This is a genomic window from Fulvimonas sp. R45, assembly GCF_030504985.1.
In the GTDB taxonomy this organism is placed as follows: domain Bacteria; phylum Pseudomonadota; class Gammaproteobacteria; order Xanthomonadales; family Rhodanobacteraceae; genus Rhodanobacter_A.
Genome location: NZ_JASERU010000017.1, coordinates 1 through 17406, shown reverse-complemented (window position 1 = coordinate 17406; position 17406 = coordinate 1). Strand labels below are relative to the sequence as shown.

Sequence of the window (17406 nt, the reverse complement as noted above, 5' to 3'; positions counted from 1 at the left end):
TATCGTCCATCGGATCGTCCCTCCGTCAGAAGGCGAGCTTCGCGGCCACGCTGACGCTGCGGCCGGGCATGCTGAGGCGGTCGACCGGCAGGCTGCCGGGGCCGGCGTCGTTGACGCCGTTGCCGCTGACCAGGTTGCCCAGCGCGCCGCCGTTCAAGTTGCCCCAGTCCCAGTAGGTGCGGTCGGTGAGGTTGCTGATGCCGGCGTACAGCTCCAGGTTCGCGACCGGCGTGTAGTGCGCGTAGAGGTCGAGCGTGCCGTAGCCCGGCGGGCGGAACGTGGCTGGATCGCTGAGCCGGCTGTGCCGGCGCACGGCGGTGCCGACCAGTTCCGCGCCCCAGTTCGCCGCGTCATAGCTGACACCCAGCACCAGCTTGGCCGGATCGACCGTGTTGAGCGGGCTGTAGCCGGTATCGCCGGGCTGGATCAGCCGGCCGCTGGCCACCGCCGCGCTGCCGTGCAGCGACCAGCCGCCGAGCGCATCGGTGAAATCGCCCAGCCGCAGCACGCCGCTGGCCTCGACGCCCCGGATGGTGGCCTTGCGCGCATTGACCGCGCGGAAATACTGGCTGAAGAACGCGCCCGGCGACATCTGCTGCGCCCAGGCCGGCACCTGCGACGGATCCAGTTCGTAGCCCGACCAGATGAAGTCGCGGTAGCGGTTGTAGTAGGCGGCCACGCTGAACCAGCCGGCGTCGCCCTTGCCGCGCAGGCCGATCTCGGCGCCGCGGCTGGTTTCGGACTTCAGGTCGGGGTTGGGCAGGAAGGCGATGTTGATGCCGGGGATCGGCTGCTCGTTCCAGGAACCGGCGATTTCGCTGTAGAGCGGCGGACGGAAGCCGTAGGCGTAGTCGGCATAGGCACTCAGCGCGTCGCTCAGGTGCCACACCACGCCCAGCTTGGGCGAGACGTGGTTCTTCCCGTAGTTGGCCTGCACGTAGCCCGGGTTGTAGGCCAGGTACAGGGCGTCGTCGTCGGGCTGGTATTCGTAGCGGTCGGCGCGCAGGCCGGGGGTGATCTCCAGCCGTCCGCCGAACAGGCCGATCTGGTCCTGGCCGAAGACCGAATAGCGGTTGGTGTCGCTTTCCGGGATCAGGTGCAGCGGGTAGTCGCCGGGCAGGAAGGCGCTGCTGCTGCCGCGCGCGCCGGTGAGCTTGTTGATGCCGTAGCCGCCGACGGCCGACTGCGCGTGGGTGCGCGAGGCTTCCGCACCGTAGCTGATGACCTGGCTGACCGAAGCGTCGTCGCCGAGATGCCTGGTCGCCACCAGGCGTCCGCCGAACACCTTCTCCTGCAAGGGCAGGCTGTCGTAGAAGCGCGCCACCGTCGCGCTCTCGGTCTGGGTGCGGGTGCGCGTGCGGCTCTTCTGCCAGTAGACGTTCCAGTCCAGTGTGTCGGCCAGCACCGAGTCCAGGTGTGGGAACCACTGGCCGGCGCTGGCGCGCACGCGCGTGTTCTCGTCCTGGGAACGGTAGTAGCCGGAGGACGGCGTGATCTCGGAAAGGCTGTCGGTGCGCGTGCGCATCTGCGAGCCGTCGAGGATCACCCGGTCGGTGCGGCCGCTGGCGGCGGTGTGCACGTACTTGCCGAGGAAGCCGTCCAGGCCGTAGCTGAGCGGATCGGGCCGGGTGCGCGTGGCGCCGCTGCCGCCGACGTCGCCCTGGTTGGCGGTCTCGTGGCCCTCGCGGTGGTTGATCACGAACAGGATGCCGTTGCGCGCGCCGCCGCCGGCCAGGGTGGCGGTGGAGGACAGGCTGCGGTCGCTGCTGTCGTACTGCTCCTTCAGCGCGATGTAGGTGTCCCGGCCCGGCGCGAGGTAGTCGGCCGGGTCCTTGGTCTCCAGGCGCACCACGCCGCCCAGCGCATCCGACGGATCGAGCGCCGAGGCCGGCCCGCGCACGATCTCCACCTGCTTGACGTCGTCCAGGTCGATGAAGTTGCGCCCGGCGCGGAAGCTGCCGCCGGCGACGTCGGCGCCGAACGAGGCGGGCATCGACACGCCGTCGAGCACGATCTGCGTGCGGTTGCCGGACAGGCCGCGGATGTTGAAGCTGTCCAGGCCGAAGCGGCCGGCCGTGCCGATCACCGAGACGCCCGGCTCGTAGCGCACCAGGTCGCGGATGGTGGTGACCAGGTGGCGGTCCATCTGCACCCGGCCGATCACCGACACCGTGCCCGGCGTGTCCAGCCGGATCGTGGGCGCGGTCGCGGTGACCTTCACCTGCGGCAGGTCGGTGGCCCCGGGTGGAACCGGGGCGGGCGTAGCGGGGGGGGCCGGCTCGGCGGCCAGCGCCGGCCAGGCCAGCGTGGCGCAGACCAGGACGGCCAGCGGGGACTTGCGCACGATCATGAAGAATCCTCTGCCTTGCGTGGAATGCACGCGGCTTGCTGGCAAAGGAGGCGCGGGGTTCGCGCCTGCGGCTGGCGGCCGGAATGGATGGGCGAGCGGCCCGCGCGGGGCGGCCGGTCGTTTCTGCAAATGAGAATTTATCGCATTTACAGGACGGGCGCCAGTCCCCCGGCCCGTTCCAGGAATCCGCTTTCCCCGGGTTTTCCAAATGGACGTCTAGCCGGCTTTTTCGCCGACCCCGCATCCTCCGCGGCGGCCTTGCCGCCGCGGCCATGCGCGGGCGCATGCGCTCCGGACTGGACGAACCGGCCCCGGCACGGCACGCTGTATGGATTTCCCCGCCAGGATCGTCATGAGTTCCCAGCACGCCACCCCCACCCTGCTCGCCGACCTGGGCGGCACCAACGTCCGCTTCGCCCTCGCCGACACCGGCCGCGCCGATCCGTTGCTGATGGACAGCGTGCGCCGCTACCGGGTGCGTGACTTCGACACCCTGGCCGACGCCATCCGCCAGTACTTCGCTGATACCGGCCATGCCGCGCGCTCGGCCACCATCGCGGCCGCCGGCCGCATCGCCAACGGCGAGACGGTGCAGATCACCAACAATCCCTGGGCGGTGTCCGCGCGCGACCTCGAGCAGAAGCTGGCGCTGGACTCGGTGAAGCTGGTCAACGACTTCGCCGCGCAGGGCATGGCGGTGCCGTTGCTGGGCGCGCCGCACCTCACCGCGGTCGGCCCGCAGCCGCTGCCGCGGCGCGACGACGCGCCGTCGCAGACCTACGTGGTGATGGGCCCCGGCACCGGCCTGGGCGTGGCCGGCCTGCTGCTGCGCGAGGGCCACTGGATCGTGCTGGAGACCGAGGGCGGCCACGCCGGCTTCGCCGCCCACACCGCCGAGGACGTGGAGATCCTGCACCGCCTCAACGCGCGCTTCGGGCGCGTGTCCAACGAGCGCATGATCTGCGGCAACGGCCTGGTCAACCTGTACCTGGCGCTGGCCGACATCGCCGGCGAACCGGCCGAGGAGTACACACCGGAAGACATCACCGCGCGCGCCGAGAACGGCAGCGACGCGTTGTGCGTGCGCACCGTCGAGACGCTGGCCGGGATCTTCGGCAGCGTGGCCGGCGACCTGGTGCTGAGCCTGGGCGGCTGGAACGGCGTCTACCTCACCGGCGGCGTGCTGCCGATCCTGCTGCCATGGCTGCGCCGCGGCGGCTTCCGCGAACGCTTCGAGGCCAAGGGCCGCTTCCGCGAGACGATGGAACAGGTGCCCACGGTGGCCGTGGTGCACCCGGAACCCGGCCTGCTCGGCGCCGCCGCGCTGGCCCGCGTGCAGGCCGGCCTGCCGCTGCTGCCGCCGCGCGACTGAAACCCCGCGCGCGGTTCACGCGCCGCGCGGCATACTTGTCCGCCCCACGCGCCGGAGTCCCTCATGTCCCGCACGCCCCTGCTGTTCGACCTCGACGGCACCCTGATCGACAGCGTGTACCAGCACGTGCTGGCCTGGAAGGAGGCGCTGGACGGCGAGGGCGTGGAGCTGTCGGTGTGGCGCATCCATCGCAAGGTGGGCATGAGCGGCGGCCTGTTCACCAACATCCTGCTGCGCGAGACCGGGCTGGAGATCACCGAGGAACGGCTGGAACGCCTGCGCGTGCGCCACGCCGAGGCGTTCAACCGCTACCACGCGCAGGGCGCGGTGCGGCCGCTGCCCGGCGCGCGCGAGCTGCTGGCCTACCTCACCGAGCAGCGCATGCCGTGGGCGATCGCCACCAGCGGGCGGATGGAGACCGCCGCGCACAACCTCGCGGCGCTGGGCGTGGACCCGGCGAAGGTGCCGGTGGTGACGCGCGACATGGTGCGCCACGCCAAGCCGGACCCCGACCTGTTCGTGGCCGCGGCCGAACGGCTGGGCGTGGACATCCGGCACGCGCTGGTGGTCGGCGACAGCATCTGGGACATGCTGGCCGCCCAGCGCGCCCGCGCGCTGGGCGTGGGGCTGCTGTCGGGCGGCTACGGCCAGGACGAACTGGAGCGCGCCGGCGCCTTCCGCGTGTACGACGACCCGGCCGACCTGCTGCGCCACATCGACGAGGTGGCGGCGCGCGACTGAGCCGGCGCGTCCGGTGGCGCGGCACGCGCGGCGCCGCCGGAAACGAACAGCCCCGCTTCGCGACCGCCGGCCATCAACGCGTGACCGAAGCCGGAGCCGCCGGCGACGCAGCGCTGCCGGCATCGGCCGGCGATGCGTCCTGGGCCCCGGGCGATTCGACCGTATAGCCCCCTGCCCGCAGCCGGGCGAGGTAGCCGTCCGGCGCCAGCAGGTCGCGCATCGGCAGCAGCGCCAGCGTGCTGCGGTGCTGCGCCAGCGCCTGGACCGCCGCCGCCATCCAGCTCCGCGCCAGCTTTTCCGGCAGGTCGTCGAGGCCCTGCTGGCGCGCGAAGGCGGCCCCGCTCAGCGCGTCGGCGCAGGCTTGCCCGGCATGGTCGCGCGGCAGCCGCGCCAGGGTGTCGATGTCGCCGGTGGCCCAGGCGTTGGCGCGCGCCTGCATGTTCGGCACGCCGTACTCGACGCGGTCCAGCATCTGCCCGAAGCAGGCCAGGTCGTCCATGCTGCCGTGGCGGAACGATTTCAGCGCCGCCTTCGGATCGGCGATGGCGACCACGTAGTCGGTCTTCACCAGCGGAATGTCGTGCTGCCTAGCCAGCTTCTCCACCCGCTTGCGCGCCACGTCGCGGTCGTCGAGCCCGGCCCGCTTGATGGCCGCCTGGTAGAGCTTGAGCCCGGCGAAGATCGGGCGGTACTTCTCCACGCCGCGATCGCGCCCGAGGTACTGCGCCTTCAGCGTCTGCCAGCGCGCGTACAACGGCGGCGGCAGCACCTGCGCCAGCCTGCGGCCACCGGGATCGTCGCGGATGCCGATCAGCCGCGGCAACAGCAGCAGCGTGCCGAAGAAGCCCAGCTTGGCGTGCAGCGCGATGCCGGGCGGCCGCAACACGGCCTGCGAGGCCAGCTCCACCGCGGTCACCTGCCGCGCGGACCACGCCATCTTCTTCGGCAGCGGCGCGAGCGTGCCGAGGATCCACAGCACGTGGCCATCCTTGCTCACCTTCCACAACCCGGGGCCGGGCAGCTCACCGCTGACCACTACCGCGGGCAGGTCCCGTGCGGCGGATGCGGCCGGCGTGGGCACCGTCTGCGCCGCCGCCTGCAGGCCGGCCAGGGCCAGCACCGCGATCATCCACAGCCTGCCGTGCATGCTCCCTCCCTGCAGTTGCGGCATCCCGTCAATGTCCCGGATTCGGACCGGCGCGCCGCGGCCAGGTTCCCGCATGCGGCGCCATGATGGCGGAACGGGCGCCAGCGCGCCCGTTCCGTCCTGCGGACCCGCCCTACTTCAACTGCGCCAGCGCGGCGTTGAAGGTGGCGCTGGGCCGCATGGCGCCGCCCACCAGGCCGAGGTCGGGGTGGTAATAGCCGTGGATGTCCACCGGGCGGCCCTGCACGCCGTTGAGCTCGGCCACGATCTTCGCCTCGTCCCGCGCCAGCGCCTGCGCCAGCGGGGCGAACCTCGCCTTCAGGCCGGCGTCGCTGTCCTGAGCCGCCAGCGCCTGCGCCCAGTACAGCGCCAGGTAGAAGTGGCTGCCGCGGTTGTCCAGCTCGCCGACCTTGCGCGCAGGCGACTTGTCGTTGTCGAGGATCCTGCCGTTGGCCTGGTCCAGCGTCTTCGCCAGCACGCCGGCGGCGGCGTTGCCGTAGCGGTCGGCCACGTGCTCCAGCGAGGCGGCCAGGGCGAGGAATTCGCCCAGCGAATCCCAGCGCAGGTAATCCTCTTCCAGGAACTGCTGCACGTGCTTGGGCGCGGAACCGCCGGCGCCGGTCTCGAACAGGCCGCCGCCGGCCATCAGCGGCACGACGGAGAGCATCTTGGCGCTGGTGCCCAGCTCCATGATCGGGAACAGGTCGGTAAGGTAGTCGCGCAGCACGTTGCCGGTGACCGAGATGGTGTCCTGGCCCTTGCGGATGCGCTCCAGCGAGAACTTCGCGGCCGCCACCGGATCGAGGATGCGGATGTCCAGGCCCGCGGTGTCGTGGTCCTTGAGGTAGCGCCCAACCTTGGCGATCAGCTCGCGGTCGTGCGCGCGGTTCGCGTCGAGCCAGAACACCGCCGGGGTGGCCGACAGGCGCGCGCGCTCCACCGCGAGCTTCACCCAGTCCTGCACCGGCGCGTCCTTGGTCTGGCACATGCGCCAGATGTCACCGGCTTCCACGGCGTGCTGCAGCAGCACCTTGCCGGAACCGTCGACGACCTTCACCACGCCGTCGGCGGCGAGCTGGAAGGTCTTGTCGTGCGAGCCGTATTCCTCGGCCTTCTGCGCCATCAGGCCCACGTTGGGCACGCTGCCCATCGTCGCCGGGTCGAACGCGCCGTGCGCCTTGCAGTCCTCGATCACCGCCTGGTAGACGCCGGCATAGCTGCGGTCGGGGATCACCGCCTTGGTGTCCTCGAGCTTGCCCTCGGCGTTCCACATCTTGCCGGAGTCGCGGATCATCGCCGGCATCGAGGCGTCGATGATCACGTCGCTGGGCACGTGCAGGTTGGTGATGCCCTTGTCGGAGTTCACCATCGCCAGCGCCGGGCGCCGGGCGTACTCCGCCGCGATGTCGGCCTTGATCCCGGCCTGCGTCGCCTCCGGCAGCTGGCCCAGGCGCGCATACAGGTCGCCGATGCCGTTGTTCGGGTCGAAGCCCACCTGCTTCAGCGCGTCCGCGTGCTTCGCCAACACGTCCTTGTAGAACTCGCCCACCACCACGCCGAACATGATCGGGTCGGACACCTTCATCATGGTGGCCTTGAGGTGGAGCGAGAACAGCACGCCCTGCTTCCTGGCGTCCTCGATCTGCGCGTCGACGAAGGACGCCAGCGCCTTGCGGCTCATCACCGCGGCGTCGATGATCTCGCCGGCCTCGAGCGCGATCCCGTCCTTCAGTACCCTGGCGGCGCCGTCCTTGCTGGACCATTCGATCCTCACCGTGGCGGGCGCGTCGACGGTGACCGACTTCTCGCTGCCGTAGAAGTCGCCGCCATCCATGTGCGCCACATGGGTCTTCGAATCCCCGCTCCACGCGCCCATCCGGTGCGGGTGCTTGCGCGCGTAGTTCTTCACCGAGAGCGGCGCGCGGCGGTCGGAATTGCCCTCGCGCAGCACCGGGTTCACCGCGCTGCCCTTGACCTTGTCGTAGCGCGCCTTGGCGTCCTTCTCGGCGCCGGTCTTCGGCTCGTCCGGGTAGTCCGGCAGCGCATAGCCCTGCGCCTGCAGCTCCTTGATCGCCGCCTTCAGCTGCGGCACCGAGGCGCTGATGTTCGGCAGCTTGATGATGTTCGCCTCCGGCGTGGTGGCGAGCCGGCCCAGCTCAGCCAGGTCGTCGGCGATCCTCTGGCCGTCCTTCAGGTAATCGGGGAACTGCGACAGGATGCGCCCGGACAGCGAGATGTCACGCGTCTCCACCGCGATGCCCGCAGTGGCGGTGAACGCCTGCACGATCGGCAGCAGTGACTGCGTGGCCAGGAACGGCGCTTCGTCGGTCAACGTGTAGATGATCTTGGGGGTGTCGGACATGGTGACGCTGACCCTCTGGTGGTTCGGGGAAGATGATGCGGCACCCGCCGGCGCGTGCCTCGAGGCGCGGCGACCATGCGGGCGGCCATGGCGAAATCTTCCCATTGTCGTGGTTTCGCGGCGCCAGGCAAAGCGCCGCCCCTCCTATGCATGGGCGGCGGCGGGCACCGCCCGCTCAGCCTCGCTGCGCCAGCAGCCGGGCCCGACGCCGCTCGCGCCGCCTCGCGCGGCGGGCGCTCCAGCGGTCGGCGAGGCAGGAGAACACCACGTATAGCGCGGGCGTGCTGAGCAGGGTCAGGGTCTGCGAGACGAGCAGGCCGCCGATCAGGGCGATGCCGAGCGGGCGGCGCAGTTCGCTGCCTTCGCCCAGGCCGATGGCGATCGGAAGCGCGGCGAGGATGGCCACCATGGTGGTCATCATGATCGGGCGGAAGCGCACGACGCAGGCCTCGCGCACGGCGTCGCGCGGCGACTTGCCGTGCTCGCGCTGCGCCACCAGGGCGAAGTCGATCATCATGATCGCGTTCTTCTTGACGATGCCGATCAAGAGCACCAGCGCGATCTGCGCCACCACCGACAGCTCGGTGTCGGTGACCCACAGCGCCAGCAGCGCGCCGACGCCGGCGGCGGGCAGCGTGGACAGGATGGTCACCGGGTGGACCAGGTTCTCGTACAGCATGCCCAGCACGATGTACACGGTGAGCACCGCCGCCAGCAGCAGCCACAGCATGCCGCTCTGCGCCTGCTGGAAGCGGCGGAAGTTGTCGCCCAACCCGAGGCGGATGTCGCCGGGCATGCGCATGCCGTCCACGGTGTGCTGGATGATCGCGTAGGCCTCGCCCATGCTCACGCCGGGCGCGAGGTTGAAGCTGAGGTCCATCGTGGTGTACTGGTTCTCGTGGGTGATCGACGAGGGCGCCAGGCCGGGCACCTGCTTCACGATCGCGGTGATCGGGATCATCTTGCCGCCGCTGGAGCGTACGTAGATCTTGTTCAACGCGTCGGGCGTGGCGGTCTGGTTGGGCAGCGCGTTGACCACCACCTTGTACTGGTTGAGGTCGGAGTAGATGGTGCTGACCTGGCGCTGGCCGAAGGCGTCGTACAGCGCGCCGTCGATGTCGCCCACCGACACGCCCAGCCGCGCCGCGGTGTCGCGGTCGATGACGATGTTCTGGCGCAGGCCGGATTCGTCCACGTCGCTGCCCACGTCGCGCAGCTTGGGGTTCTTCTTCAGCTGGTCGACCAGCCTGGGCAGCCATTCCTGCAGTTCGGCCAGGTCGTTGCCCTGCAGCGACACCTGGTACTGCGCGCCCTGGCTGGTGCCACCGCCGCCGCTGGGCAGATCCTGGATCGGGCGCAGGCGCACGTTGAGGTCGGGGTAGCGGTCGGCCTTGGCGCTGAGACGCGCCAGCGCGGCGAAGGTGTCGTCGCGGCGACCTTCGGCGCGCGTCTTCAGCTGGATGTTGAACGAGGCGCTGGTGCCGCTGCGGCTGCTGCCCAGGCGCGTGCCCACCACCGCCACGTCGCGGTCGGCCAGCAGCATGTCGGTGATGCGCTGCAGGCGCGCCTGCGACTCGGCGAAGGACACCGTGGCGCTGGAGGTGGCGCGGCCCCAGATCAGCCCGGTGTCCTGCGGCGGGAACAGGCCGGTCTTCACCACCTTGAACAGGAAGAACGTGGCCAGGATCAGCGCCAGCGGCGTCAGCGACAGCGCCAGCACGTGGCGCAGCGAGAAGTCCAGCGCGCGGGTGTAGACGCGCAGCATGCCGGCGTGGAAGCGCTCCAGCGCGGCGCCCAGCCGCGAGGGCTTCTCCGGCTCGCGATGGCCGCGCAGGAAGCGCCCGCACAGCGAGGGCGTCAGCGTCAGCGAGACCAGCATCGACATCACGATCGCCGCCACCAGGGTCATCGTGAACTGGTGCATGAACATGCCGGTGATGCCGCCGGCGAACAGCAGCGGGATGAATACCGCGGTCAGCGAGGCGGTGATGGAGACGATGGTGAAGCCGATCTCGCGCGCGCCCGCCAGTGTCGCCTCCAGCCGCGACATGCCGGCGTCGATGTGGCGGATGATGTTCTCGATTACCACGATGGCGTCGTCGACCACGAAGCCGATCGCGATCACCAGCGCCAGCAGGGTGAGGTTGTTGAGCGTGTAGCCGAGGATGTACATCACCACGAACGCGCCGGCCAGCGACAGCGGCACGGTGATCGCGGCGATCAGCGTGGGCGCCAGCCGGCGCAGGAACAGCGCCATCGTCAGCACCACCATCGCCAGCGAGATCAGCAGCGTGGCCTGCACCTCGTGCAGCGAGGCGCGGATGGTCGGGGTGCCGTCGAAGTACGGCGTCAGCGTGGTGCCCGGTTGCAGGTAGGAGCGCAGCCCCGGCACCTCGGCCTTCACCCGGTCCACCGTGGCAATGACGTTGGCGTCGGCCTGCTTGTACACGTACATCAGGATCGCCGGCTTGCCCTGGAACCAGGCCGCCTGGTACGCGTCCTCGGTACCGGCATAGACCTTCGCCACGTCGGACAGGCGCACCGGCACGCCGTTGTGCATCGCCACCACCAGGTCGGCGAAGTCCTGCGCGTCGTGCAGCGAATCGTTGGCGGTGACGACCATCTGCGTCTTGCCGTTGCTCAGGAAGCCCTGCGGCGAGGTGACGTTGGCCGCCACCAGCGCGTTGCGCAGCTGGTCGGGCGACAGGCCCATGGCGTTGAGCGCGCGCAGGTTCACGTCGACGCGGATTGCCGGGGTGGCGGCGCCGGCGATGTCCACCGAGGAGACGCCCGGGATCTGCCGCAGCCGCTGCGCCAGCAGCGAGTCGGCCACGTCGTACAGGGCGGCGGCCGACTGCGTCTCGGAGGTCAGCGCGAAGACGATGATCGGGTCGTCGTTGGGGTTGGCCTTGCGGTAGCTGGGGGCGCCGTTGAGGCCAGTGGGCAGGTCGGGCATGGCGGCGTTGATCGCCGCCTGCACGTCGCGCGCGGCCGAGTCCAGGTCGCGCCCGTCCTGGAAGAACATCAGCACGAAGGTGCTGCCTTCGGAGCTGTGCGAATTCATGCTGTCGATGCCCGGCACCTGGCCCAGGTGGCGCTCCAGCGGCGCGGCCACGGTGGCGGCCATGGTGCTGGCATCGGCGCCGGCCTGGCTGGCGGAGACGAAGATCACCGGGAACTGCATGTCCGGCAGCGCCGATACGCCGAGCAGCGAGTAGCAGATCATGCCGATCACGAACACGCCCATCGCCATCAGCGAGGTGCCTATCGGGCGGCGGATGAACGGTGCACAGATGTTCATGCGGTACGGATCACGGCGTGTTGCGGAGTCACGGGGGCGACGGGGATCATGCCTAGCTCATTTCAACGCGCAGGCCACGATCCGGTTGAACCGGCCGCCGCAAAAAAGCCGAAAGGGGCGCCAGCCCGCAGGCCCGCCCCTCGCGGCACGATGCCGGCCCGGCCGGCACCGCGAACGTCACGCCCCGCTCCGCCGCGCCAGCGCCAGCTCGCGCTGCTCGCGACGGTGGCGCAGCCAGTCGGAGAACCGTTCCATGTAGAGGTAGATCACCGGCGTGGTGTACAGCGTGATCAGCTGCGACAGCAGCAGGCCGCCCACGATCGACACGCCCAGCGGCCGGCGCAGCTCGGCGCCGATGCCGTTGCCCAGCGCCAGCGGCAGCGCGCCGAGCATGGCGGCGGCGGTGGTCATCATGATCGGGCGGAAGCGCAGCAGGCAGGCGCGGTGGATCGCCGCGCGCGCGTCCATGCCCTTGCGCTGCGCCTCGATCGCGAAGTCGATCATCATGATCGCGTTCTTCTTCACGATGCCGATGAGCAGGACGATGCCCACGATGCCGTCCACCGACAGGTCCATGCCGAACAGGATCAGCGCCAGCAGCGCGCCCACGCCGGCCGGCGGCAGGGTCGAGATGATCGTCAGCGGGTGGATGTAGCTCTCGTACAGCACGCCCAGCACGATGTAGATCACCACGATCGCGGCCAGCAGCAGCAGCACCTCGTCGCCCAGCGAGGAGGAGAACTCCGCCGCCTTGCCGATGAACTCGCCGCGCACCTGCGGCGGGAACTTCAGCTGCGCCTCCACCTCGTGGATCGCCTCCACGCCCTGCGACAGCGAGTAGCCCGGCGCCAGGTTGAACGAGATGGTCACCGCCGGCAGCTGGTTCTGGTGGCTGATCACCAGCGGCGCGTCGGTCACCGTGGCGGTGGCCAGCGAGGACAGCGGGATGGTGCCGCCGGCGCCGATCTGGAAGCCCACGTTGCCGGTGTTGCCGATGCCGGACGGCGTGGCCGAGTTGCTCGACTTCAGCTGGCCGAAGCTGGTGGCGGTGGAGCCGGTGAGCGCACCGTTGCCGTTGCCGCGCACGGTCAGCTTGTCCAGCAGGTCGGTGCGGTTGCGGAACTGCGGCGCCACCTCCAGCACCACGCGGTACTGGTTGAGCTGGGTGAAGATGGTGGAGATCTGGCGCTGGCCGAAGGCGTCGTACAGGGTGTCGTCGATGGTCTGCACCGGCACGCCCAGGCGGCTGGCCTTCTCGCGGTCGATGTCGAGCTTCAGCGCGTTGCCCTGGTTGACCAGGTTGTTGTCCACGTCGGCCAGCTCGGGACGCTGGCGCAGCGCCTGGGTCATCCGGGTGGCGTAGGTGGCCAGGTCGGCGGATTTCACGTCGGACAGCGAGTACTGGTATTCGGTGGCGGCCACGCGGGTGTCAAGGGTCACGTCCTGCACCGGCTTCAGGTACAGCGCCACGCCGGGGATGCCGGCGGCGTCCTTCTGCAGGCTGGCGACCACGTCGTCCAGGCTGCCGCGCTTGCCGCGGTCCTTCAGCACGATGCTGAGCTGGCCCTGGTTGATGGTGGGGTTGATGGTGCCGGCGCCGATGAAGGCGGCCACGCCGGCCACCGCCGGGTCGGCGCGCAGCGCCGCGGCCACCGCCTTGGTGCGGTCCTCCATCTGCGGGAAGGCGATGTTGTCGTCGGCCTGCACCACGCCGGTGATCATGCCGGTGTCCTGTTCGGGCAGCAGGCCCTTGGGGATCACGACATAGAGGAACACGGTGACGACCAGGGTGATCGTGGCCACCAGCATGGTCAGCCGGCGGTGGTCCAGCACCCAGTCCAGCGAGCGCTCGTACAGGCCCACGGTGCGCGCCCACACCGTCAGCTTGCCGGCGGCGAGGTGGCGCTCGTGCGCGTCCTCGGCCTCGGGCAGCTGGTCGGGCTTGAGCAGGTAGGCGCACATCATCGGCGTCAGCGTCAGCGACACCAGCATCGAGATCGCCACCGCGATGGTCAGCACCCAGGCGAACTCGTGGAACAGGCGGCCGGTGACGCCGGGCATCAAGAGCAGCGGCAGGAACACCGCGATCAGCGACACGGTCAGCGACAGCACCGTGAAGCCGATCTCCCTCGCGCCGATCTCGGCCGCCTCCGGCCCGTCCTTGCCCTGCTCGATGTAGCGGACGATGTTCTCGATCATCACGATCGCGTCGTCCACCACGAAGCCGGTGGCCACGGTCAGCGCCATCAGCGAGAGGTTGTCCAGCGACATGCCGGTGAACGACATCACGCCGAAGGTGCCGAGCAGCGACAGCGGCACCGCCACCGAGGGGATCACCGTGGCCCACAGCCGGCGCAGGAAGACGAAGATCACCGCCACCACCAGCACGATGGTCAGCAGCAGGGTGAACTCCACGTCGTGCACCGAGGCGCGGATGGTGATGGTGCGGTCGGCGAACACGTTGAGGTGCACGTCGGCCGGCAGCGTGGCCTGCAGCGAGGGCAGCACCTGGCGGATCTGCTCCACCGTTTTGACGATGTTGGCGCCGGGCTGGCGGCGGATGTCCAGCAGCACCGCGGGCTTGTTGTCGGCCCAGGCGGCGAGCTGGTCGTTCTCCACGCCGTCCACCACCTGCGCCACGTCGGCCAGCCGCACCGGCGCGCCGTTCTTGTAGCTGATGATGGTGCTCTTGTATTCGGCGGCGTCCTTGAGCTGGTCGTTGGTGCCGATCGAGTAGCTTTGCGTCTTGCCGTTGAGCGTGCCCTTGGGCGCGTTGACGTTGGCCTGGGTCAGCGCGCTGCGCACGTCCTCCATGGTCAGGCCGAGGTTGGCCAGCTGCGAGGGGTTCACCTGCACACGCACCGCGGGGCGCACGTTGCCGGCGATCGACACCAGGCCCACGCCCGGCACCTGCGACAGCTTCTGCGCGATCACCGAGTCGGCCATGTCGTTGATGTCGCGCAGCGGGCGGCTGTCGGACCGCAGCGACAGGGTGAGGATCGGCGCATCGGCCGGGTTCACCCGGTTGTACACCGGCGGGTACGGCAGGTTGTTCGGCAGCGTGCCCTTGGCCTGCTCGATCGCCGCCTGCACGTCCTGCGCGGCCACGTCGATGTCGCGGCCCATGTTGAACTGCAGCACGATGGTGGACAGGCCGGCGGAGGAGTCCGAGCTCATCATCGCCAGCCCGGAGATCTGCCCCAGCTGCCGCTCCAGCGGCGTGGTCACCAGCGAGGCCATGGTGGTGGCGCTGGCGCCGGGGTACTGCGTGGTCACCACCAGGCTGGGCGCCTCGATCTCCGGCAACGCCGACACCGGCAGCTGGCGGTAGCCGAGGATGCCGAGCAGCAGCACCGCCACCATCAGCAGCGAGGTGGCGATCGGCCGGCGGATGAAGAGGGTGGAGAAGCCCATGGATGCGAACCCTTGTTGCGGCCTCGTGCCGCGTGGTGTGTCAGCCCCTCCCCTGCGCGCGGGGGAGGGCCGGGGAGGGGTGCCGCGCGCCGCGAAGTCCGCGCCCGCTCCCGGCCTCCCCCTGCGGGCAGGGGGAGGCGTTCAGATCAATGCCCGCGGCGACCGCGGCCGCCCTGGCCGGACTTGGCGGCCTTCTGCAGCTCCGCCGCGGTGGGCGCCGGCGGCACCTCGCCGGGCTTCAGCGGATTCACCTTGCTGCCCGGCTTCAGCCGGAACTGGCCCTCGGTGACCACCTGCTCGCCCAGCGCCAGGCCCTTGCCGATCATCACGTGGCTGTCGCCCACCTCGCTGGCCACCGTCACCGGCTGCATCTTCACCGTCTTGTCGGCCTGCACCACGTACACGTAGTCGCCGTCCGGGCCGCGCTGCACCGCCTGCGCCGGGATCACCAGGCCGCCCTGCACCGTGTTCACCTTCAGCTGCACGTTGACGAACTGGCCCGGCCACAGATTGCCGTCCTTGTTGTCGAACAGCGCGCGCAGCTTGAACGTGCCGGTGGTGGCGTCGATCTGGTTGTCCACCACCTGCAGCGCGCCGCTGGCGTCGATCGGGTGGGCGTCGGTGCGGTCGAGCGCGGTCACCGGCAGGCTGACGCCGCTGCGGAAGGCGCTGCGCACCTGGTCGAGGTTCTGCTCGGGCAGGTTGAATTCCACGTAGATCGGGTGGATCTGGGTCAGCGTGACGATGGCGGTGCTGGTGGTCACCACGTTGCCCGGGTCCACCGCGCGCAGGCCGGCCACGCCGTCGATCGGCGAGACGATGCGGGTGTAGCCCAGCTGCACCCTGGCGTTCTCCGCGTTGGCCTTGTCGGCGGCCACCAGCGCCTCGTCCTGGACCACGGTGTTGCGCAGGCTTTCCAGGTCCTGCTTGGCGATGTAGTTCTGCGCCAGCAGCGTCTTGCTGCGCTCGTAGTTGCTGCGCGCGGTGGCCAGCTGGGCCTCGGCCTGGTGCTGCTGGGCCACGGCCTGGTCGTAGCTGGCCTGGAAGGTGCGCGGGTCGATCTGCGCCAGCAGGTCGCCCTTCTTCACCTCGTCGCCTTCCTTGAAGTTGATGCTGAGCAGCTGGCCGCCCACCTGCGGATTCACGGTGACGGTGTTGCGCGCCACCACCGTGCCCAGGCCGGTGAGGTAGATCGGCACGTCCTGCTTCGCCACCGGCACCACCGTGACCGGCACCGGCGCATTGTCGCCGCCGGCGCCCGGTGCGCCGCCGCGGCCCTGGCCCGCGCCGCCGGGCTTGTGCACCAGCCGGAAACCGATCGCCAGCACCACGATCACGGCTACGACGATCAGCGCGATCTTCCAAAAACGCGACATGTAGAACTCCCGGGTAGACGGCCGGCCCGCAGGCCCGGCCGGCGCGCACCTGCGCCTGGAACGGTGGATGTTGAAATGGATGGACTGCTGAAGAATAGGGGCAGTTCAACGGCATTGGACAATGCCAGTTGACATGGGGGCGGCATGACCGATGGCAGGGGCGAAGCCCGATGCGACGCCATTCCGCCGCCGGCCGGGCACAGGATACGGGGCTTTTCCCGCCACCGCGATACCGCCGCGCGCCGCCACCGCCCCGGCATGGACGGCCATCCGTCCGTGGCCTGCGACAACGCATCCCTTCCACGCGGGTTCGTCTATAATGTGGGCTTTGTTGCCCGCGCGTCCCTGTCGGAGCCGGGAAGCGACCTCGCCACCCCGGCGATCAGGCATGCCTCGGAGGCCGCGGCCCCCGGGCCGACCCAACGATGACTGGAGACTAGCGTGAGCGGTTCCTTGACCAAATCCGACCAGGGCTTCCTTAAGCAGTTCTCGATCCTGATCGTCGGCCTGTGCCTGCTGACCCTGGTGCTGATCATCACCGCGGTGACGATCTACCACCGCGAGCCGGCCGAGACCGACCCCGCCGCCTCGAAGGACGCGACCGCCCGCCTGGCCCCGGTCGGCGCCGTGTACGCCGGCGACACCGGCCGCGCGGCGATGGAAGCCGCCCAGGCCGCCGCGGCCAAGGCGGCCGCCGCGCAGGTCGCCTACGGCGGCACCACCGACGGCAAGACCATCTACGACAACCTCTGCCACAGCTGCCACACCGCCGGCGTGGCCGGCGCGCCGAAGCTGGGCGACAAGGCCATGTGGGCGCCGCGCATCGCCGAGGGCCTGGACACCCTGATCAAGCATGCCACCGAGGGCTACCACGGCCCGGACGGCAACTTCATGCCGCCCAAGGGCGGCAACCCCGCGCTCACCGACGCCCAGGTGAAGGCTGCGGTGACCTGGATCGTGGGCCAGGCGAAGTAAGGCACCCCCCGCTTCAATCAAGCAAAAGCAAACGCCGCCCCCCCGGGCGGCGTTTTCGTTCGCCCCTCCCCCTGCACGCAGGGGGAGGTTGGGAGGGGGTCCAACCTCGCGGCAAGCCCGCCTACCCCTCCCCGACCCTCCCCTGCAAGCAGGGGAGGGAGAAAGGCCCGGGCGGCGTTTTCGTTCGCCCCTCCCCCTGCACGCAGGGGGAGGTTGGGAGGGGGTCCAACCTCGCGGCAAGCCCGCCTACCCCTCCCCGACCCTCCCCTGTGTTCAGCCCGGACACATAGCGGACATTCGTTCGGAGAGATGGTGGACACGTTCAGGGCAGCCTCCGGCCGCTGGTGGAAGTGTGCTCGATGACATCG

The 17406-nt window shown here is 70.1% G+C and carries 9 protein-coding genes; 3 read left to right on the top strand and 6 right to left on the bottom strand.

The genetic code is table 11. The features are described 5' to 3' along the window. Positions 1-25 precede the first annotated feature (25 nt). Positions 26-2350 carry a TonB-dependent hemoglobin/transferrin/lactoferrin family receptor gene (locus QMK61_RS14105; RefSeq protein WP_302072864.1) on the bottom strand — a complete coding sequence of 775 codons (2325 nt, stop codon included), beginning with the start codon at positions 2348-2350 and terminating at the stop codon, positions 26-28. A gap of 352 nt (positions 2351-2702) precedes the next feature. Between QMK61_RS14105 and glk the strand changes: the two genes are divergently transcribed. Together glk and QMK61_RS14095 are read left to right on the top strand one after the other, a co-directional pair. Then, a complete protein-coding gene (glk, locus tag QMK61_RS14100) occupies positions 2703-3722 on the top strand; it encodes a glucokinase (RefSeq protein WP_302072863.1) in 1020 nt (339 codons plus the stop codon). 63 nt (positions 3723-3785) lie between these two features. Beyond that, positions 3786-4463, top strand: coding sequence for an HAD family hydrolase (locus QMK61_RS14095; protein WP_302072862.1), 678 nt, complete (start codon positions 3786-3788; stop codon positions 4461-4463). A gap of 73 nt (positions 4464-4536) precedes the next feature. Here QMK61_RS14095 and QMK61_RS14090 read toward each other — a convergent pair whose 3' ends face one another. The 5 genes from QMK61_RS14090 to QMK61_RS14070 all read right to left on the bottom strand — a co-directional run bounded on the left by QMK61_RS14090 (position 4537) and on the right by QMK61_RS14070 (position 16063). Further along, positions 4537-5610, bottom strand: a complete 1074-nt coding sequence (locus QMK61_RS14090; RefSeq protein ID WP_302072861.1) for a TraB/GumN family protein — start codon at positions 5608-5610, stop codon at positions 4537-4539. A 133-nt stretch (positions 5611-5743) separates the two neighbouring features. After that, positions 5744-7972, bottom strand: a complete 2229-nt coding sequence (locus QMK61_RS14085) for an NADP-dependent isocitrate dehydrogenase (protein WP_302072860.1) — start codon at positions 7970-7972, stop codon at positions 5744-5746. 175 nt (positions 7973-8147) lie between these two features. Continuing rightward, positions 8148-11273 (bottom strand): efflux RND transporter permease subunit, encoded by a 3126-nt coding sequence (locus QMK61_RS14080; protein WP_302072859.1) that lies wholly within the window; start codon positions 11271-11273, stop codon positions 8148-8150. Positions 11274-11450: 177 nt separating this feature from the next. Then, on the bottom strand, positions 11451-14687 hold the full coding sequence (locus QMK61_RS14075; protein ID WP_302072858.1) for an efflux RND transporter permease subunit: 3237 nt from the start codon (positions 14685-14687) through the stop codon (positions 11451-11453). Between the two features lie 146 nt (positions 14688-14833). After that, complete coding sequence (locus QMK61_RS14070; protein WP_302072857.1) at positions 14834-16063, bottom strand: efflux RND transporter periplasmic adaptor subunit; 1230 nt, start codon at positions 16061-16063, stop codon at positions 14834-14836. Positions 16064-16516: 453 nt separating this feature from the next. Here QMK61_RS14070 and QMK61_RS14065 point away from each other — a divergent pair, with 453 nt between their 5' ends. Continuing rightward, positions 16517-17038, top strand: coding sequence for a c-type cytochrome (locus QMK61_RS14065; RefSeq protein ID WP_302072922.1), 522 nt, complete (start codon positions 16517-16519; stop codon positions 17036-17038). Positions 17039-17406: the final 368 nt, after the last annotated feature.